This is a genomic window from Streptococcus dentasini (assembly GCF_053206945.1).
Genome location: NZ_JBRUHS010000007.1, coordinates 38,484 through 58,325, shown reverse-complemented (window position 1 = coordinate 58,325; position 19,842 = coordinate 38,484). Strand labels below are relative to the sequence as shown.

Sequence of the window (19,842 nt, the reverse complement as noted above, 5' to 3'; positions counted from 1 at the left end):
TTTGTTATAATAAAAGTATGATTATTTTACAGGGAAATAAATTAGAACGCTCTTTTGCAGGGGACATCCTTTTTGATAATATTACTATTCAGGTTAATGAGCGCGATCGCATTGCCCTAGTCGGTCGCAATGGAGCAGGAAAATCAACATTGTTGAAAATTTTGGTTGGCGAAGAAGCCCCGACCTCTGGTCAGGTTAATACTAAACGAGATTTGAGTCTTTCTTATCTGGCTCAGGACAGCCGTTTTAAATCTGAAGATACTGTTTATGGCAGCATGTTACGAGTCTTTGAAGATTTGCGCCGGCAGGAACATCAATTGAGGATGATGGAGCAGCAGATGGGAGAGGTCTCAGGTGCAAAGTTAGATAAACTAATGCAGGATTACGACCAGCTGTCCGAGAACTTTCGTAGCCAGGGGGGCTTTAACTATGAAGCAGAGATCAAGGCTATTTTAAATGGCTTTCAATTTGATGAGAGTATGTGGCAGACTCCGGTTTCTGCCTTATCGGGAGGCCAAAATACCCGCTTAGCTCTGGCTAAGATGCTGCTGGAAAAACCAGAACTTTTGGTGCTGGATGAACCGACCAATCACTTGGATATTGAGACCATTGCTTGGCTGGAGAACTATTTGGTTAATTACCAAGGAGCCTTGATTATAGTCAGCCATGACCGCTATTTTTTAGATAAGGTGGCAACGATTACTTATGACCTGACCCCCCATTCTTTGGACCGCTATGTGGGCAATTACTCGGCTTTTATGGACGCCAAGGCTGAGCGTTTAGAGTCGGAAGCCAAGGCCTATGAAAAACAGGCTAAAGAAATTGCTAAACTAGAGGACTTTGTTCGGAAGAATATTGTTCGCGCTTCAACCACCAAGCGGGCTCAGGCGCGTCGCAAACAGCTTGAAAAAATGGAGCGGTTGGACAAGCCCCAAGCGGGTCAAAAATCAGCTAACATGACTTTCCACTCGGATAAAGCATCAGGGAATGTTGTTTTAACGGTCAACGATGCTGCGATTGGTTACAATCAACAGATTTTGTCAGAGCCGATTAATTTGGATGTAAAAAAATTTGATGCCATCGCAATCGTTGGTCCAAATGGTATTGGTAAATCTACCTTAGTAAAATCCATTGTTGGGCAAACACCTTTTATTAAGGGGACTTCAATTTACGGAGCTAATGTTGAGGTTGGCTATTATGATCAAAGTCAAGGCAATCTGACCAGAAGCAATACGGTCTTGGATGAGCTTTGGAATGCTTTTTCAACCACACCAGAGGTGGAAATTCGTAATCGCTTAGGGGCTTTTCTTTTCTCTGGTGATGATGTCAAAAAATCTATCAGTATGTTGTCTGGGGGTGAGAGAGCGCGTTTGCTTCTCGCTAAACTGTCTATGGAAAATAATAATTTTTTGATCCTAGATGAGCCAACAAACCATCTGGATATCGATAGCAAGGAGGTTTTGGAAGCTGCCTTGATTGATTTTGATGGTACGCTGCTCTTTGTTAGTCATGACCGTTATTTTATCAATCGTGTAGCGACTAAGGTATTGGAAATATCAGCTCAAGGTTCAACGCTCTATCTGGGAGATTATGACTATTATCTTGAAAAGAAGGCAGAGCAGCAAGAATTAGCGCGCTTATCTGTTGATGGTGAGAACCTGGCCCCCCAGCAAGATCCTGTTCAGGGTTCTCGGTTTGCTTCGGATTATCAAACTCAAAAGGCGACCCAAAAGGAAGTTCGTAAATTAACTCGGCGCTTAGAACAGCTTGAAAGTGAGCTAGAAGTTCTTGATGGCAGAGGTGTGGTCATTTCAGAAGAAATGGGGCAGACAAATGATGCCCAGACTCTGATGGATTTGCAGTCTGATCTTGATCGACTCACTCAGCAGCAAGATGATCTGATGCTAGAATGGGAAGAATTACACGAGCAATTAGAAGAATTTGAGTGAGCTAGAACTGTTCCCTTGTCCTTAGATTAGTATCTGGGCAAGGGATTTTTTAGTTTGTGAAAAAATACTCAATTTTATTTTGAAATCCCTTTCTTTCTTATAATATCAATGAGCTTCTTTTTTGCAGTTTGTGAAATTTTCGGATAAAATAGAGTTGTAAAAGATTATGTGGAGGTTGATATGGCAGAACTATCGAAAGAGCAATTGCTAGAATTATATTTGAAAATGGAGCGTATCCGTGAGTTCGATATGCGTATTAATAAATTAGTTCGTCGTGGCTTTGTCCAAGGGATGACTCATTTCTCAGTAGGTGAAGAGGCAGCTAGTGTTGGTGCAGTAGCCCACCTTGGTTACGACGACATCATTTTTTCCAACCACAGAGGTCATGGTCAGTCTATTGCCAAGGATATGGATCTCAAGGGGATGATGGCTGAGTTGGCTGGTAAAGTAACTGGTGTTTCTAAAGGACGTGGCGGTTCCATGCACTTGGCTGACTTTGAAAAAGGGAACTATGGGACCAATGGTATTGTTGGCGGTGGTTATGCCCTAGCAGTTGGGGCAGCCCTTACCCAACAATATAAAGAGACAGGTAACATTGTTGTAGCTTTTTCAGGTGATGGTGCTACTAATGAAGGCTCCTTTCACGAGTCAGTCAATATGGCTGCAACTTGGAAACTGCCAGTAATTTTCTTTATCATCAATAACCGTTATGGCATTTCAATGGATATCAATAAGGCGACCAATACCCCTCACCTTTATACTCGTGCAGAAGCTTATGGTATTCCAGGTTATTATGTCGAAGATGGCAACGATGTCATGGCCGTCTATGATAAAATGCAAGAAGTAGTTGAATATGTTCGCGCTGGTAATGGACCTGCTATCATCGAGGTTGAATCTTACCGTTGGTTTGGTCACTCAACAGCCGACGCTGGTAAATACCGTAGCAAAGACGAGGTGGATAGCTGGAAAGCCAAAGACCCTCTTCTCAAATTCCGCGATTATGCCGTTCAAAATACAGATATTACAGCAGCGGAGTTGGAAGCTATCCATGAGCAAGTCGTTAAGGAAATTGATGATGCTTATGAGTTTGCTCAGAGCAGTCCAGATCCAGATCTTTCTGTGGCTTTTGAAGATGTGTGGGTAGATTAACTCTTTTATTCGAAAATTTAAGCGTTTGTCCAATGGGACTAAGACTAGGCTATTGGAGTAAAAAAATCATTTATAATGACTTGATAGATTGATGGAGAAAATAATGACAGAAACGAAAAAAATGGCGCTACGGGAGGCTGTTAATTTGGCCATGACCGAAGAGATGCGTAAGGATGAAAATATCTTCTTGATGGGAGAAGATGTCGGAATCTATGGTGGAGACTTTGGAACTTCGGTTGGTATGTTTGAAGAGTTTGGACCCAAACGTATCAAGGACACTCCAATTTCTGAAGCGGCTATCGCCGGTTCAGCGATCGGTGCCGCCATCACAGGATTACGTCCCATCGTGGATATTACGTTTATGGATTTCTTGACGATCGCTCTAGATGCTATCGTTAATAACGGTGCCAAGAATAACTATATGTTTGGTGGTGGTCTCAAGACCCCTGTAACCTTCCGTGTGGCATCAGGTTCTGGTATTGGTTCAGCAGCCCAGCACTCTCAATCTTTGGAAGCTTGGCTGACCCACATTCCAGGTATTAAGGTCGTTGCTCCAGGTAACGCTAATGAAGCCAAGGGTCTCCTCAAGTCTGCTATCCAAGATAATAATATCGTTGTCTTTATGGAGCCAAAGGCTCTCTATGGCAAAAAGGAAGAGGTCAGTTTAGATCCAGATTTTTATATCCCAATTGGGAAGGGTGATATTAAGCGAGAAGGAACGGATCTTACAATTGTGACTTACGGTCGCCTGCTTGAGCGCGTACTCCAAGCGGCTGAGGAAGTGGCAGAACAGGGGATCAGTGTTGAAGTTGTGGACCCGCGTACTCTTATCCCGCTCGACAAGGAATTGATTATCAATTCTGTTAAAAAGACTGGTAAGGTAATGTTAGTCAATGATGCCTACAAGACAGGCGGTTTCACCGGTGAGATTGCGGCAATGATTACCGAAAGCGAAGCTTTCGATTATCTTGATCACCCAATTGTGCGTTTGGCCAGTGAAGATGTACCTGTTCCTTATGCGCGTGTCTTAGAGCAAGCTATTCTACCAGATGTTGGAAAAATTAAGTCAGAAATTATTAAAATGGCAAACAAGGGTAATTAAGCTCGATACCTAACGTCAGCCTAAATGATTAGAAAGGATGAGGATAAGTAAAGAAGCCTTGTTTAAAGGCTTTTGTCTGCTTATTCAGGACAAACTATGGCAGTTGAAATTATTATGCCTAAACTCGGTGTTGATATGGCCGAAGGTGAAATCATCGAGTGGAAAAAGCAAGAGGGCGACAGCATTCAAGAAGGTGACATCTTACTTGAAATTATGTCTGATAAGACAAATATGGAAATCGAAGCTGAAGACTCAGGTGTTCTGATCAAGATTGTCCACCCTGCTGGCGATACGGTCCCCGTTACCCAAGTTATCGGGTATATCGGCGAGGCTGGGGAAGTGGTTGAGGCTGGTTCAGCTAGCCAATCAGCCTCAGATGCTGACCAGCAACCAGCTGCAGTTCCTCAGGAAGCACCGCGAGCAATGCCAGCTTCTTCAGCGGATTCAGATAGTCCTAGAGTGGATACTACTAGCAAAGTTCGTGCCACACCAGCTGCTCGAAGGCTAGCTGAGGAGCAGGGGGTTGACCTTGGACAAGTGTCTGGTTCGGGCCCTCATGGGCGTGTTCATAAGGAAGATGTTGAGAACTTCAAGGGTGCCCAACCTAAAGCAACCCCACTGGCTCGTAAGATGGCCCTTGACTTAGGTGTCGATTTAGCAACAGTGAAGGGCAGTGGTGTTTTTGGTAAGATTACCAAGGAGGATATTTTGGCACTTAGTCAACCCCAACAGCCAACTGCTGATTCTACTACTTCAGAGGAACCCGTTCAAACTTTACCAGAAGGTGTTGAAATCAAGCCAATGTCGGCCATGCGTAAGGCTATCGCTAAAGGTATGACCAATTCCTACCTGACAGCACCAACCTTTACGCTTAATTACGATATTGACATGACCAATCTTATGGCTCTACGTAAGCAGATCCTTGAGCCCATTATGGCAAAAACGGGACAAAAGGTCACCTTCACGGATCTCATTGGCTTAGCTGTCGTCCGTACCTTGATGAAACCAGAACATGAATATCTCAACGCTTCTCTTATCAATGATGCCAGTGATATCGAGTTACATCGTTTTGTCAATCTTGGTATTGCTGTTGGTTTGGACGATGGCTTGATTGTTCCTGTGGTTCACAATGCTGATAAGATGAGCCTATCAGAATTTGTCGTCGCTTCAAAAGATGTTATCAAAAAGGCTCAAGCTGGTAAGCTTAAGGCGGCCGAAATGTCTGGCTCGACCTTTTCTATCACTAATTTGGGAATGTTTGGAACCAAGTCCTTTGATCCAATCATCAATCAGCCAAACTCAGCTATCTTGGGTGTGGCAGCGACAGTTCAAACACCGACTGTTATTGATGGTGAAATTACCATTCGCCCTATTATGCAACTCTGCTTGACCATTGACCACCGGATCGTCGATGGTATGAATGGCGCCAAATTCATGGTGGACCTCAAGCATATGCTCGAAAACCCAATGGAACTCTTGATTTGATTAGAAATAATGAGATAAGTTATTAGTTATTAGTAGAAGAACCTTTAAACAAAACAAAGAAAGGATGTAGAGCAAGAGGAAGACGGAACTAAGCCCGAGCCGAAAGCTCGGAAAAAAGCTAAATCATTTGGGAAATCAGGATTTTCCACGCTTTCCTAGATTCAGTCGCTTTCCTTTCGCTCTTGGTATCTTAAATATGGCAGTTGAAATTATTATGCCTAAGCTCGGTGTTGACATGGCCGAAGGCGAAATCATCGAGTGGAAAAAACAAGAAGGTGATACAGTTCAAGAAGGTGATATCCTCCTTGAAATTATGTCCGATAAAACCAATATGGAAATCGAAGCGGAAGACTCAGGTGTTCTTCTGAAAATCATTCATCCAGCAGGTGACACAGTGCCTGTTACAGAAGCGATCGGCTATATTGGTGCAGAAGGTGAAGTTGTGGATACTGGTGCTGCGTCAGCCCCTGTTTCTTCAGAGCCAGCTGTCGAAGAAGCGGCTGCTAATTTAGAAGCCGCAGGTCTGCAAGTTCCTAAGGCTCCGGTTCCTGATGCTGTACCAACCCCTGCAGCCCTAGCTGATGATGAGTATGATATTGTTGTGGTCGGCGGCGGTCCTGCTGGTTACTATGCTGCTATTCGTGGTGCTCAGCTAGGCGGAAAGATCGCTATCGTTGAAAAAGCAGAGTATGGCGGTGTCTGCCTCAATAAAGGCTGTATCCCCACTAAGACCTATCTGAAGAATGCCGAGATTTTGGATGGCTTAAAGATCGCGGCGGGTCGCGGTATCAATCTAGCCTCAACTAACTACAGCATTGATATGGACAAGACTGTCGACTTCAAAAATTCCGTTGTTAAAACGTTGACTAGCGGCGTTCGCGGTCTTCTCAAAGCAAATAAGGTCACCATGTTCAACGGTTTTGCTACCGTAAATCCTGATAAGACGGTAACAATCGGCTCTGAGACAATCAAGGGTCGAAACATCATCTTAGCGACAGGTTCAACAGTTTCTCGTATCAATATTCCAGGCATTGATTCTTCGTTAGTATTGACTTCTGATGATATTTTAGACCTGCGTAAAATGCCTAAGTCGCTGGCCGTGATGGGTGGTGGCGTTGTTGGTATTGAGCTAGGATTGGTTTGGGCTTCTTACGGTGTAGAAGTCACCGTCATTGAAATGGCTGACCGTATCATTCCTGCTATGGATAAAGAAGTATCCAAGGAACTAGAAAAAATCCTGACTAAGAAAGGTATGACAATTAAGACGCAGGTTGGTGTCTCTGAAATTGTTGAAGCTAACAATCAACTGACGCTTAAACTTAATAACGGTGAAGAAGTGGTTGCTGAAAAAGCGCTTCTGTCTATCGGTCGAGTGCCACAGCTGAAAGGTTTAGAAAAACTTGATTTAGAAATGGAGCGCGGCCGTATCAAGGTCAATGCCTATCAAGAAACCTCTATCTCAGGCATCTATGCACCGGGAGATGTCAATGGTACTAAGATGCTGGCTCATGCGGCCTATCGTATGGGTGAGATCGCTGCTGAAAATGCTATCTGGGGGAATGTCCGCAAAGCCCATCTTGATTTTACACCGGCTGCTGTTTATACGCATCCAGAAGTGGCCATGTGCGGTATCACAGAGGAGGATGCCCGTCAGCAGTATGGCAACATTTTGGTCGGTAAGGCTAGTTTTACTGGTAACGGTCGTGCTATTGCTTCGAATGAAGCACAAGGTTTTGTAAAGGTCATTGCCGATACCAAGTATCATGAAATTCTTGGTGTTCATATCATCGGTCCATCTGCTGCTGAAATGATTAATGAAGCTTCAACTATTATGGAAAATGAACTGACTGTCGATGAATTGCTCCAATCTATCCACGGTCATCCGACTTTCTCTGAAGTGCTCTATGAAGCCTTTGCTGATGTGCTTGGAGAAGCCATTCATAATCCGCCAAAACGCAAATAATCCGCTACTCTTTTTCTGCTCATTCATTTATAAGCAAGATAGAAGAAAAAGGACAAAAGTCCTGCCACCTAAAAACAGGAAAGTAGCAGAGGTTTGCGCCTTAAAATAAGAGAGCGAGGAAAATCAAAATCGCCACTTCATGGTGATTGACCGATTTTTGTCCCACTCTCTTTTGTTTTGAAAATATGTCAAAATCATCATGCTAATGAAATTTTATTCAGATGTGAGGTTCTTATTAAATGAAATATATCGTTAATAAATCTAACAATCCCGCCTACAATGTTGCCTTGGAAGCTTATGCTTTTCGAGAGCTAGTTGATGAGGATGAACTTTTTATTCTCTGGATCAACGATCCCGCTATTATTATTGGTAGACACCAAAATGCAATTCAGGAAATCAATAAAGAATATACAGATGCACATGGGATTCGTGTTGTTCGTCGGCTGTCGGGTGGTGGTGCAGTTTATCACGATCGAAACAATCTCAATTACACTATCATTTCTAATAAGTCTGATGAAGGAGCTTTTGATTTTAAAACCTTCTCAGAACCTGTAATTGCAACTCTAGCTGATTTGGGTGTTCAGGCAAAATTTTCCGGCCGTAATGATCTTGAGATTGATGGTAAGAAAATATGTGGAAATGCTCAAGCTTACTACAAGGGACGGATGATGCATCATGGCTGTCTCTTGTTCGATGTTGATATGACTGTCCTAGGCGATGCCCTAAAGGTAAGTAGGGATAAAATTGAATCCAAGGGAGTCAAATCCGTGCGTTCCCGGGTTACTAATATTTTAAGTGAACTACCAGAGAAGATTACAGTCCAAGAATTTTCAGATAAAATTTTGGACAAGATGAAGGAAATGTATCCTGACATGACGGAGTATGTCCTCAATGATGATGAACTAGCTAAAATTCAGAAATCTTACGAAGAGCAGTTCAATACTTGGGATTGGACTTACGGTCAGGCACCAGAATATACAATTGAACGCAATGTCCGCTATTCTGCCGGCAAGATCAATACCTTTGCCAATGTTGAAAATTCAATAATCAAAGGCATTAAGATTTATGGTGACTTTTTTGGTGTCTTAGATGTTGAGGCTATAGAGAATCTCTTATTGGGGTGCCGTTACGAATATCGAGACGTTTTGGAACATTTGAAAACAATAGATATCAGCCGCTATTTCTCTGGTATGAGCGCTGAAGAAGTAGCTAAGGCAATTGTAGCTTAACAGAAAAATTACATTTAAATAACAAATATTACTTTGAAAATACGGGAGTGTTGAATTTTTTTATAAAATATCCTTAAAGGCCGTCTGAGTTTGATTTTCTATAACTATTTTGTTACACTGTTTGACATAGCAAGGATTTTACAAATTAAATGAGTTTGTAACATTGCTAAATTTCTATAATCAAGAAGGGTTATTAAAATGGGAAAGAAGAAATTGACTCAATACTCATTGCTTAGTGGATTAGTATTGACGACTCTTGCTGCTGGTCAGTCAGTTCTTGCTGATGAAGCAACTGATGTAAATGCTAATAACACTGCCGCAGACAATCAGGCTTCAGAAGTATCAACATCTGGACCTCAGGTCAAAGTTATTAATCAAACAACTGAGGACAACAAAACAACGACTACTTCAGAAGTGACTTCACCAGAGTTGACGCAAGCAGTTGGTGATGTTAATAACTTTAACAAGGCTAACCAACCATCAACTGATAGCAATAAAGGTGATGCTAACGGTGGTACTCAAGATGCCAACTCTACACAGTCGGTGCCGGTTCCACCTGTAACTATTTCTGAAGGCGAAACCAAGACTTATGATACTGTCGAAGAAGCTGATGCTGCCAATAAAGCCCAAGCAGAAGCAATTCAAAATACTTTGGCACAGTACCAAAAGAATGTCGCTGATTATCGTGAGAAATTAGCAAACTATAACAAAGCAAATGAAGAATATGTTGCTGCTAAAGCTGCTTATGACGAAAAAGTTAAGGCTTACAATGATTACCATGAAAAGGTTAAAAACTTGACTAGTCCTGAAAACGCGGAAGTAGCTAAAGGTCTTGTTTACAATAATGAACCTAATGCTGTTGTTTCTGTTGAAGGCATTGACCAATACGTGACTAAGGAAGCGCAAGCTAACCACGTTCAAGATGAAATCCTTCAACAATTCAACACTGACAAATATCCAGATACTGATTTCACATCTGAAAATCCATATGCTTCCAATGAAGATGCATGGTTTAAGATGCATGTTGGTGATACAGTAACAGCTACTTACACTAATCTTGAAAATTCTAATTATCTTGGTACCAAGATTGCTAAAGCTGTGGCAACCTACACATTGACTGAATCAACAAGCGATGATAACACAGCAATCGCTAAACTTTACCATGATCCAACTAAGACAATCTTTGTTGGTGCACAAACATCAGATGATCCATCTAAAGCTGTTAAGATGGATATCCAAGTGAAGTTCTACGATGAAAATGGCAATCTTATCAATCTGTCGAACAATAACTCTGTTATCAGCTTAGCTTCTCTTAACCACTGGACTACCCAATATGGTGATCACGTTGAGAAAGTCCTGAATATCGGCGATAGTAAGTTTGTTCAATTTAAGGATTCATCTATTCGCCTTAATGAAGATGGCGCTATCTACTCACCAACTGAAAACCAATATGTTGCTAATGGTGCTACCATCAATGGTGACGGTGAAGAAGGTTGGGATAAAATCAATAAAGATGGCGAAAAGCGTACAACATCTTCGAGCTACGGTGCTGCAGCTATGACTTATGCTGGTGAGCCATTTACGATCTCAGCTTCGGGTAACAATGCTGAAGTTCCAACAGCTATCTGGTTTGCGATTAACTCATTTGCTGTTCAAGAGCCAGGTGAGGCACCAAAAGAACCAGAAATGCCTAAGTTGTCAGCTGTTAGTGTTAAATATAACAAGGCTATTGTTAAAACGATTGCTGATAATCCAAAACCAGATGAGCCGGGTGAACCAACTCCGCCCCCAACGACACCAGAGGTACCAACGACTCCAACGAGTCCAGAACCTCCTAAGTCTCCAGCTCCTAAAGCACCAGAAAAGACTATTACGGTTGCTAAGAGCGAACAAGCTGCTCCAGCGCCACAGCAAGCACAAGCACTTCCTTCAACAGGTGATGCTAATAGCTATGGTGTTGCAGCCTTTGGTGCAGGTGTTGTAGCCTTCTCAGCATTAACCTTGCTTGGAAGTCGCAAACGTAAAGAAGACTAATTTAATTATTTGATAGAGGTCTCTCGGAATTTGTCTGAGGGACTTTTTATTTTTGGTAAAAAGTGGTAAACTGAATCCTAGCCGAGAGAAATACAATATGGGAGGAAGGATGAATGACGGCAGATGAAAAGATTTTGGCCCTTGTTCGGCCAGAGTATATGAAACGTATTCCTAAGATATTTCAAAATCATGCTACCAAGGCTACATTGACAAAGATTGCTAGGGAGCATCCAGACCTTTATTCCAAGGCGGATATTGAAGGGGAGCTGCCAGCAGATGTGGCTCAGGAACTTTCTGATATCATTAATGGAATATTTGAGGAACGTATGAAAAAGCACAATTTTTAGACAGAGGCTGTTTCAGGTCAGCGTCTAGAAATTAAGGAGTGGTCAGAACCAAAAGTTTTAGTCCTGTCCACTCTTTTTTGTTTCTCAAAGCTTACAAGTAAGATCACTATATACTTTTGAAATTTAATAAAAATGAAAAGGAAGTAAATATTTTGAGGAATAAAATATTTTAATTAGCTCAATTAGTTTACAAAAATATTACGATATGTTACTATTTTAAGGATGAGAAAAATGCAATGTGTAATCATTGACGATGTTATGGGAGACTCATCGAGTAAATAATAATTAATTTCTATTATCATTGGGAGGATAATGAGATGACATCAAAAAAACGTACAAGCTACACCCTGTTTAGCAGCTTGTTATTGGCGACTGTATTGGCAGCTAACTCTGCTCTTGCGGATGATATTACTGCTAATGACCAAGCTAATCAACCCTCTGCTGTACAAGAGCAGTCAGGGGCCAATCAAGCAACAGATCAAGCAGCTACTGCTGATAATCAAACAATTTTGTCTGAAGGTGGCAGTGAGGCTCCAACCGATTCAGAGGTAGCAGTGCCTGACCCAACTGTGACAGAAGTTTCACGTGTTGAAAACAGCAATGGTACGATACAGGTTACTTCTGAGGTGACTTCAAACGATTTGGAAGAAGCAAAGTCTGCCGTTACAACTTTTAATCAGGATAATAATCTGACTGGTGATCAGGTAGCTCGCTTACAAGAGACTCAAACACAAACACAGCCTAGTATAGACGCTGCCCATGCTGATAATCAGAGGCAGGCCCAAGCGATTCAGCTGGCTTTACAAGATCAAAAGCAAAAACTGGATAATTATAAAGCAGCGTTTGAAAAGTATCAGCGTGATCTTGCTGCTAAACCTGAGTTAGACAAGGTTTATCAGGAAGCTCTGGCAGCTTATCAAGTTGAAAAGAAAGAATACGATGCTAAGCTAAAAGCGTGGCAAGAATATCAAGAGCAGGTTAAAAACGGTACTGCAGCTGGTCGTGTTGAGACTGCTCAAGGCCTTGTTTACCAGAGCGAGCCTGGAGCCATCATCAGTCTTGAAGGTGTGACTGATTATATCACTAAAGAAGGGATGCGGGAAGTAACCTCTAATAGTGATGTCCTTCAGCACTATAATACCGATAATTATGGTCCTGATAAATTAACGACAGAAAATCCTTACTCTGGTTCAGAAGATACTTGGTTCAAGATGAAGGTTGGCGACACGGTAACAGCTACATATTCAGATTTGACCAAGTCTAGCTATGGCGAAAAACAGATTAAAAAAGTTACTATCACCTATAGACTTAACAGTTCAACCAGTGCTGATGGGAGTGCTATTGTCGAACTCTATCATGATCCGACCAAAACGATCTTTATTGGTGCTCAGGTCCCTGAAGGTGGTGAAAAGGATCCTGTCAGTGTTACCATGCAGATTCGTTTCTTTGATCAAGATGACAATGAAATTGATATGAGCGACAACAAAGCTATCATGAGTCTGTCTTCACTCAATCATTGGACGAGTGATTTAGGGGATCATATTGAGAAAGTTTCAGTCGGTGCTAACGAATTTATCAAAATCCCAGGCTCCTCAGTAGATTTGCATGGTGAGTATATCTATGCAGAGCAGCAAAACCAGCGTAAGTCGCAGGGAGCAACTTTTGATGCTGAAGGGGCAGATGGCTGGGATGCTATTAATGCTGACGGTACGCCGCGGTCTGTAACAGCTTTTTATGGGGCTGGTGCAATGACTTATAAGGGGAAGGAATTTACCTTTACAGCCAGTGGTAATAATCCCTATATTCCGACAACAATTTGGTTTTCTACGAATTCAGTTGTTGCTGTTCCGGAAAATCCCGGCGATGCTCCGCTACCACCAGAGCCAGCCGAAGACCCACATAAGCCAGAGGAGCCAGCACCGTTGACATTAGTTTGGCACAAGAACTTGGTGGAGGATCTCCAAGTAGTTCCGCCAACTGTTCCTAAAACACCGCTGACTATCTCGGTGGAGGTCTCAAAACCTAAGGATCCAGACCCTGAAAAACCACTGCCTCAGGCTCCTAATTCCCCTATTCCTGTACAATTGGCAGAACCAGAGTCGGCTAGTCCCATAGACCCTCAAACTCCACTCCCTAAAACAGGTGATTCAAGGGGGTATGGTATTGTAGCATTTGGAGTTGGTGTCATTTGCTATGCAGTATTAACCTTACTTGGTAGCAGCAAAATAGATAAAAATGAGGACTAATTTTCTTTTTTGAATAGTGTATCTAGTGACGTAAAAATCCCTGTCTTTAGTAGAAGACAAGGATTTTTATTTAGCAAACATGATGATGGGAAAAATGGAAAAATCAAAGATAGTTTTGGGAATGATTAATCCTAAATCCATATTTTCAGCGTGGTAGGCAATATAGGATCAGGACCTTTTAACTATCGAATTCAGCCTTGCTTTTAATATCTGCATATTCTTCAGGAATTTCTTGGCTGAGGATATCATCATAGCTAGCCAGCGAAATATCAGCTCCGTATTTATTGTGCAAGGCTGTCGTCACTAAACGGTAGGCTAAATTAGCATTGCGCGATAGAATAGGACCGTGAAAATAACTGCCAAAAACATTCTTATAGTGGACACCTTCGGAGCCATCTTCCCGGTTATTGCCATTGCCATAGACACACATACCAAGTGGCTTTTCATCCTTTGACAGGAAGGTGCGGCCTTGGTGATTTTCAAAACCATAATAGGTTTCATCAAACTCTTCATTATGAATTTTTATGTCGCCGATATAGCGATTATTTTCTTGATTGAGTGTATAGTGGCCCATGACGCCGATACCATTGATACGCTCGCCATTAGCTTGGATGTAGTATTGTCCCAAAAGCTGAAAACCACCACAGATAGCTAGCATTACACCAGCGTTTTCGATATAGTGAGCGATAGCATCCTTGATATTAGGGAGATCGTGAGCTACGATAGATTGCTCGTAGTCTTGGCCACCGCCGAAAAAGACAAGATCATAGTAGCTATCATCGAACTGATCTCCCAGAGAGACAATATCAACTGTTACCTTGGCTCCTAACTTCTCTGCAACGTATTTGAGCATGAGGACATTACCGTTATCTCCATAAGTATTCATAAGATTACCATAGAGATGAGCAATGTTTAGCTCGTAGGTATAGTCTTGCTTGTCAGGAGACTGAAGAGATGTGTAGACCATTAACGCAACTCCTTTCCAACTGCATGTCGATTGGCTAATATTTCTCGGAATTCCAACATTGCCGTGTAGGTTGCAAGAATATAAGCATGCTCCTCTTTTTGATTCTCAATTAGAGACAAGATATCTTTGAGGCTTTCTGCTTGCGTAATCTGTTCTTCTGGATAACCAGTGACCCGCAGTCGACGAGCGATTTCTGAATGGCGAACACCCCCTGCATTGATTTCAGGGATATCCATATCGTGAATCGCTTCAAAGTCAGCATCCCAAATCCAGCTGGTATCGATTCCATCGGCATAATTAGCATTGAGAAGTACAGATAGACTGAAAGGATAAGGAGCCAGTTTAATCATTTCTAAGGCTTGACTGGCCCCAACCGGATTTTTAATTAGGACCAATGTACAAGTTTTGTCACCGATTTTAAAGGTTTCTTGACGCCCAAAAACAGCTCGACTCTTGTTGAAGCCGGTTTTTATTTTATCGGGAGCAACATCGAAGAACTCAGCAACAGAAACGGCTGCTAAAGCATTGTATATATTATATAAACCACCAACATTTATTTTATAATTCTGGCCATCAATGATAAACTCGGATTTTGTGTTGGTGATATCAGTCAATTCTGTTAGGGTATAATCCAGCTTGGGCCGCTTAAAATCACAATTTGGACAGGTGTAATCACCTAGGTTAGCATAAGTATTGAGGCGGTATTCTAGGATATGCTGACATCTTGGGCATAAGATACCTTCTGTATTATAATGAGCTTGCTTTGGTGAACTTTTTCCGGTGTCAAAACCATAGAATTTCAAGGGATTGATGACGTCTTTGGAGTTGAAGAGGGGGCTATCCCCGTTAGCTAAGATAGTGGCTTTAGGAGCCTTTGCAGCCCCATCCAGAATCAGCTGGTAGGTTGTGTAAATTTCACCATAGCGATCCATTTGATCGCGAAAGATATTGGTAAAGACAAAGAGACTGGGGGTGATGTAGTCTGTGATTTTTGGCAGACTGGCCTCGTCAATTTCTAGGACTGCAATCTTTTTGCCAGATTTCGCCTTTTTTGCTGTTAAAAAAGTTGACGTAATTCCCGTAATCATGTTAGCACCGCTGGGATTAGTCACGACCTGACCAAAAGCTTCTTTGAGGATGCCAACCGTTAGGGCTGTTGTCAGGGTTTTCCCATTGGTTCCTGTGACAACGACGATTTCGTAATCTTTAGCTAAATCATCTAAGATATGTTTGTCAAAATTTAGGGCAATTTTACCAGGGAGAGCTGACCCTCGTCCCATCTTATTTAAAACAAAATGAGCAGATTTACCTGCTGTAATTCCTAGTAATGTTTGTAATTTCATAACAATATTTTATCATAAAAAATGGCTGGAATGATAGAGAAAAACCATTCAAAAAGTGCTATAATAGTTAGTGCTGATTTTTTACAATAGATAAGTATGAGAGAGAGGAATGTATGAACGATGTCATTAATTTAGATCCAGAATTTTGGCGATCTATTTTTAACAGTCCTTGGACCATTGTTGTCAATATCTTGGATATTTTAATTGTTGCTTACTTAATTTATAAATTTATCAATGCTTTGGCAGGAACTAAGGTCATGTCTTTAGTGCAAGGGGTGGTTCTTTTTGTGCTCCTGCGTTTTCTAGCGCAAATTGTTGGACTGACGACCGTTAGCTACATTATGAACCAAGTTATTACTTATGGTGTTATCGCAGCTGTTGTTATCTTTGCCCCTGAAATTCGGACAGGCCTGGAAAAATTTGGACGCACTCCGCAAGCCTTTATTCAGACTAACAATATGCCAGAGGATGAACAGCTCGTTGACGCCTTGATGAAGGCTGTTGCCTATATGAGTCCGCGTAAGATTGGAGCCTTAATCGCAATTGAAGGGACACAAACACTGCAGGAATATATTGCAACAGGGATTGCCCTCAATGCGAATGTCACTAGTCAGTTATTGATTAATATCTTTATTCCTAACACACCTTTACATGATGGGGCCGTCATTATCCGCGGAAATAAAATTGCTACAGCTTGTTCTTATTTGCCCCTGTCAGAATCTGGTAATATTTCTAAGGAATTTGGGACTCGGCACAGGGCTGCTATTGGTCTGTCGGAAAACTCGGACTCCTTAACTCTGGTTGTCTCTGAGGAAACCGGCGGTCTTTCTGTTACGTATCGAGGAGAATTCCGACATGATTTAAGCAAGGAAGAGCTGGAAGCCTTTCTGCGAGATAAACTAGTTCAAGTTAATCCTGAAAAAACTAGCCTGCTCAATCGTTTGAGAGGGGGGCGCAAATATGAAAAATAAGACATTTCGGTGGTATATTAAGCGCAGTACAATTCGTCGCATTGGAACAGGAATTTTTTCTCTGTTGTTGGCCACTTTGATTTTTATGACTGTTATTAGTGGTGATGGGACAAATAAAGGGACCGCTAACGGTAATTCTTCATCAACTTTTAGCAATACTCTGGAAAATGTTCCTATCAATTTTAAGTATGATAGCAGTGAGTACTACATTTCAGGCTATGCTTCTGGCGTCAATGTAACCCTGAGTTCTTCCAATCGGGTTAATTTGGCGGCTGAGACTGATAAGGCAACCCGTAATTTTCAGGTTACAGCTGATTTGACTAATCTGAGGGAAGGAACTTCTAAGGTTCAACTGGATGTTAAAAATCTTCCTGCTGGAATGACGGCTAAAATCGCCCCCAATACGGTAACGGTGACAATTGGTAAAAAGAGCAGCAAGAGTTTTGAAGTGAGAGCTGATATTTCTGACGACCAGATAGCTCGAGGTTATAGGGTTAAATCTACAGATCTAGATATCAATAAAGTCAAGGTTACCAGCAATGAGACAACAATTAGCCAGATAGATCATATCAGAGCCACCCTGCCAGATAATGAACCTGCCTTGACTTCTGATTTTAATGGTAAGGTAAATCTGCAGGCTGTCGATAGTAATGGTAATGTCCTGGCAGCAACTATTGCTCCAGAGACAGCTGAAATGTCTGTGGATGTTAGTCCTATTTCTAAGAAGGTACCTGTTAAGATTAAGTTCACTGGTAATATGGATAGTTCGCTTTCAAATATTAACTATACGACTAATACTTCAACAGTTACGATTCAGGGCGATCAAGCGACGCTTGACAACATCAGCGAGTTAACTGCTTTTATCGATATTTCTGATATTAAGGGAAATACCACGAAGAAGGTAAAGTTATCAGCTGACGGTGTAACAGTTGATCCAAGCGAGATTAGCGTTAAAATCAACACGACTAAGAAATAAGTCGAATAAAGAATGTTAAGAATGGAGGAAGGTGCCTAGCACTAGTGAATACTATGGGAAACTATTTTGGAACGGACGGTGTCCGTGGGGAAGCAAATGTCGAATTAACTCCAGAATTAGCTTTTAAACTGGGTCGTTTTGGTGGCTATGTGCTCAGTCAGCATGAGTCAGAGCGTCCGCGTGTCTTTGTAGCACGTGATACTCGCATTTCAGGTGAAATGTTGGAATCCGCCCTGATTGCAGGTTTACTGTCAGTTGGCATCGAAGTTTATAAATTGGGTGTTTTGGCGACTCCAGGTGTATCTTATTTGGTTCGAACTGAGAAGGCCAGTGCTGGTGTTATGATTTCAGCCAGCCATAATCCTGCTTTTGATAATGGAATTAAGTTTTTTGGCGGTGATGGTTTTAAACTGGACGATGACCGAGAAGCTGAGATTGAAGCGCTGCTGGATGCAACAGAAGATACCTTACCTCGACCGTCAGCACAAGGCTTAGGAACCTTGGTCGATTATCCTGAAGGGTTGCGCAAGTATGAGAAGTTCCTGATAGAAACCGGCAGTGATTTAGAAGGTATGAGGGTTGCTCTTGATACGGCTAATGGGGCTGCTTCAGTTTCAGCGCGTGATGTCTTTTTAGATCTAAATGCAGAGATTACTGTTATCGGTGAGAGTCCAGATGGCCTTAATATCAATGACGGCGTAGGCTCCACTCACCCAGAGCGGTTACAGGAAACTGTCAAAGAAACAGGCGCAGCTATCGGCCTAGCTTTTGATGGAGATAGTGACCGTTTGATTGCGGTTGATGAAAACGGTGATATTGTTGATGGAGACCGCATCATGTTCATCATAGGTAAGTACCTATCAGAGCAAGGAAAATTAGCGCAGAATACGATTGTAACGACAGTTATGTCTAATCTTGGTCTCCATAAGGCTTTGGAAGAAGCAGGGATGCACAAGGCGGTAACGGCTGTTGGCGACCGCTACGTGGTCGAAGAGATGCGTAACAAAGGTTATAATCTAGGTGGTGAACAATCTGGTCACGTCATCATTATGGATTATAATACGACAGGAGATGGTCAACTGACAGCCATTCAGCTGGTTAAAATTTTGAAGGAGTCAGGGAAAACCCTGTCAGAATTGGCTGCTGAGGTTAGGATCTATCCGCAAAAGTTAGTTAATATTCGTGTAGATAACAACATGAAAGAGAAGGCTATGGAAGTACCGGTCATTGCTGAGGTTATTGAAAAGATGGAAGCTGAGATGGCAGGTAATGGTCGTATCTTAGTGCGTCCAAGCGGCACGGAACCTCTCCTTCGTGTGATGGCAGAAGCACCGACGAAAGAAGCGGTTGATTATTATGTTGACAGTATTGCCAATGTTGTCCGTCAGGAAATTGGCATAGATGAAGTTTAGTGATTTAAAGAGTCTGAGACAAAAGTTCCAGACTCTTTAGCATATTCTAGGTTTACCAGATTGGCGTCTGAAAATGGGAGAACGAAGAAAATCAAAATTGTGACTCCATCATGATTTACTGATTTTTGTCTCACTTTTTTCATAATCCTTGCTTTTTTGATGAAATGCCGAATATGCCAGATGGCCTTTGTGGTCATGGATAGTCAGGTTAGCTCCTCAGATCTCCTAGCAAGATCATTGTGACAGCTAGACAGTTTTTGTGGTGATCTCCCAGTTAGCAGACAATGCTTCTCGTTGGTGTGAGCAGTAGATTTTGTATATAGCAACTCCAACAAAGATGATTGCAGTAGAGGTACATGGAGCTTTTGTAAAAGAGGTCTTGAGTTGCTTAATCTCAGTAATCATGATAAGATAAGTAAGAATAATGTAATAAAGAGGTAGAAAAGTATGGCTTTTGGAGATAATGGCTCACGAAAGAAGACAGGATTTGAACATTTAACGCGCTTTGTTATGCTGATCATGATCATTGTAACGGTCGCTGCTATTGTTTTAGGAGCATTAGCTGCTATTTTCTAAGGCGTTAAACGTTAAGGGGCTGGGACAAAGATGTTCTGGCCTTAAATTTTGCCGGCGCTAATACTAATAGCGGTAGTGATCCAAAGACAGTGA

The 19,842-nt window shown here is 41.9% G+C and carries 14 protein-coding genes and 2 pseudogenes; 14 read left to right on the top strand and 2 right to left on the bottom strand.

Features of this window, described 5'->3' with window-relative positions:
* The first annotated feature begins 17 nt into the window (after nt 1-17).
* From ACVR1G_RS06545 to ACVR1G_RS06500, 10 genes and pseudogenes are all read left to right on the top strand, one after another.
* Nucleotides 18-1,949, top strand: coding sequence for an ABC-F family ATP-binding cassette domain-containing protein (locus ACVR1G_RS06545; RefSeq protein ID WP_447452387.1), 1,932 nt, complete (start codon nt 18-20; stop codon nt 1,947-1,949).
* Between the two features lie 180 nt (nt 1,950-2,129).
* Nucleotides 2,130-3,098 (top strand): thiamine pyrophosphate-dependent dehydrogenase E1 component subunit alpha, encoded by a 969-nt coding sequence (locus tag ACVR1G_RS06540; RefSeq protein ID WP_447452386.1) that lies wholly within the window; start codon nt 2,130-2,132, stop codon nt 3,096-3,098.
* Nucleotides 3,099-3,201: 103 nt separating this feature from the next.
* Nucleotides 3,202-4,200: an alpha-ketoacid dehydrogenase subunit beta gene (locus ACVR1G_RS06535; RefSeq protein ID WP_447452385.1), complete on the top strand. Its 999-nt coding sequence runs from the start codon at nt 3,202-3,204 to the stop codon at nt 4,198-4,200.
* A 96-nt stretch (nt 4,201-4,296) separates the two neighbouring features.
* A pseudogene (locus ACVR1G_RS06530) lies at nt 4,297-4,542 on the top strand (biotin/lipoyl-containing protein); the annotation flags it as partial.
* Between the two features lie 129 nt (nt 4,543-4,671).
* Nucleotides 4,672-5,685: pseudogene (locus ACVR1G_RS06525) on the top strand (dihydrolipoamide acetyltransferase); the annotation flags it as partial.
* Nucleotides 5,686-5,881: 196 nt separating this feature from the next.
* Nucleotides 5,882-7,648 carry a dihydrolipoyl dehydrogenase gene (gene lpdA / locus ACVR1G_RS06520; RefSeq protein WP_447452384.1) on the top strand — a complete coding sequence of 589 codons (1,767 nt, stop codon included), beginning with the start codon at nt 5,882-5,884 and terminating at the stop codon, nt 7,646-7,648.
* 239 nt (nt 7,649-7,887) lie between these two features.
* On the top strand, nt 7,888-8,877 hold the full coding sequence (lplA, locus tag ACVR1G_RS06515; protein ID WP_447452383.1) for a lipoate--protein ligase: 990 nt from the start codon (nt 7,888-7,890) through the stop codon (nt 8,875-8,877).
* A 198-nt stretch (nt 8,878-9,075) separates the two neighbouring features.
* On the top strand, nt 9,076-10,911 hold the full coding sequence (locus ACVR1G_RS06510; protein WP_447452382.1) for a GbpC/Spa domain-containing protein: 1,836 nt from the start codon (nt 9,076-9,078) through the stop codon (nt 10,909-10,911).
* 113 nt (nt 10,912-11,024) lie between these two features.
* A complete protein-coding gene (locus ACVR1G_RS06505; RefSeq protein ID WP_447452381.1) occupies nt 11,025-11,258 on the top strand; it encodes a hypothetical protein in 234 nt (77 codons plus the stop codon).
* 317 nt (nt 11,259-11,575) lie between these two features.
* Nucleotides 11,576-13,504 (top strand): GbpC/Spa domain-containing protein, encoded by a 1,929-nt coding sequence (locus ACVR1G_RS06500; protein ID WP_447452380.1) that lies wholly within the window; start codon nt 11,576-11,578, stop codon nt 13,502-13,504.
* Between the two features lie 178 nt (nt 13,505-13,682).
* On the opposite strand, the gene gatD is transcribed toward ACVR1G_RS06500, so the two are convergent.
* Complete coding sequence (gene gatD, locus ACVR1G_RS06495; protein ID WP_447452379.1) at nt 13,683-14,471, bottom strand: lipid II isoglutaminyl synthase subunit GatD; 789 nt, start codon at nt 14,469-14,471, stop codon at nt 13,683-13,685.
* Nucleotides 14,471-15,814 (bottom strand): lipid II isoglutaminyl synthase subunit MurT, encoded by a 1,344-nt coding sequence (gene murT / locus ACVR1G_RS06490; RefSeq protein WP_447452378.1) that lies wholly within the window; start codon nt 15,812-15,814, stop codon nt 14,471-14,473. The genes gatD and murT overlap by 1 nt, the downstream gene beginning before the upstream one ends.
* A 113-nt stretch (nt 15,815-15,927) precedes the next feature.
* Here murT and cdaA point away from each other — a divergent pair, with 113 nt between their 5' ends.
* The 4 genes from cdaA to ACVR1G_RS06470 all read left to right on the top strand — a co-directional run bounded on the left by cdaA (nt 15,928) and on the right by ACVR1G_RS06470 (nt 19,749).
* On the top strand, nt 15,928-16,785 hold the full coding sequence (gene cdaA / locus ACVR1G_RS06485; protein ID WP_447452377.1) for a diadenylate cyclase CdaA: 858 nt from the start codon (nt 15,928-15,930) through the stop codon (nt 16,783-16,785).
* Complete coding sequence (locus ACVR1G_RS06480) at nt 16,775-17,761, top strand: CdaR family protein (protein ID WP_447452376.1); 987 nt, start codon at nt 16,775-16,777, stop codon at nt 17,759-17,761. Before cdaA ends, ACVR1G_RS06480 begins: the two co-directional genes overlap by 11 nt.
* Before the next feature lie 53 nt (nt 17,762-17,814).
* On the top strand, nt 17,815-19,173 hold the full coding sequence (gene glmM, locus ACVR1G_RS06475; RefSeq protein ID WP_447452375.1) for a phosphoglucosamine mutase: 1,359 nt from the start codon (nt 17,815-17,817) through the stop codon (nt 19,171-19,173).
* A 447-nt stretch (nt 19,174-19,620) separates the two neighbouring features.
* Nucleotides 19,621-19,749 carry a DUF4044 domain-containing protein gene (locus tag ACVR1G_RS06470; protein ID WP_447452374.1) on the top strand — a complete coding sequence of 43 codons (129 nt, stop codon included), beginning with the start codon at nt 19,621-19,623 and terminating at the stop codon, nt 19,747-19,749.
* The last annotated feature ends 93 nt before the right edge of the window (nt 19,750-19,842 follow it).

What these genes read in the sequence shown, in the direction of transcription:
- ACVR1G_RS06545 (WP_447452387.1), top strand. Translation starts at nt 18, where the DNA reads ATGATTATTTTACAGGGAAATAAATTAGAACGCTCTTTTGCAGGGGAC.
- ACVR1G_RS06540 (WP_447452386.1), top strand. Translation starts at nt 2,130, where the DNA reads ATGGCAGAACTATCGAAAGAGCAATTGCTAGAATTATATTTGAAAATG.
- ACVR1G_RS06535 (WP_447452385.1), top strand. Translation starts at nt 3,202, where the DNA reads ATGACAGAAACGAAAAAAATGGCGCTACGGGAGGCTGTTAATTTGGCC.
- lpdA (WP_447452384.1), top strand. Translation starts at nt 5,882, where the DNA reads ATGGCAGTTGAAATTATTATGCCTAAGCTCGGTGTTGACATGGCCGAA.
- lplA (WP_447452383.1), top strand. Translation starts at nt 7,888, where the DNA reads ATGAAATATATCGTTAATAAATCTAACAATCCCGCCTACAATGTTGCC.
- ACVR1G_RS06510 (WP_447452382.1), top strand. Translation starts at nt 9,076, where the DNA reads ATGGGAAAGAAGAAATTGACTCAATACTCATTGCTTAGTGGATTAGTA.
- ACVR1G_RS06505 (WP_447452381.1), top strand. Translation starts at nt 11,025, where the DNA reads ATGACGGCAGATGAAAAGATTTTGGCCCTTGTTCGGCCAGAGTATATG.
- ACVR1G_RS06500 (WP_447452380.1), top strand. Translation starts at nt 11,576, where the DNA reads ATGACATCAAAAAAACGTACAAGCTACACCCTGTTTAGCAGCTTGTTA.
- gatD (WP_447452379.1), bottom strand. Translation starts at nt 14,471, where the DNA reads ATGGTCTACACATCTCTTCAGTCTCCTGACAAGCAAGACTATACCTAC.
- murT (WP_447452378.1), bottom strand. Translation starts at nt 15,814, where the DNA reads ATGAAATTACAAACATTACTAGGAATTACAGCAGGTAAATCTGCTCAT.
- cdaA (WP_447452377.1), top strand. Translation starts at nt 15,928, where the DNA reads ATGAACGATGTCATTAATTTAGATCCAGAATTTTGGCGATCTATTTTT.
- ACVR1G_RS06480 (WP_447452376.1), top strand. Translation starts at nt 16,775, where the DNA reads ATGAAAAATAAGACATTTCGGTGGTATATTAAGCGCAGTACAATTCGT.
- glmM (WP_447452375.1), top strand. Translation starts at nt 17,815, where the DNA reads ATGGGAAACTATTTTGGAACGGACGGTGTCCGTGGGGAAGCAAATGTC.
- ACVR1G_RS06470 (WP_447452374.1), top strand. Translation starts at nt 19,621, where the DNA reads ATGGCTTTTGGAGATAATGGCTCACGAAAGAAGACAGGATTTGAACAT.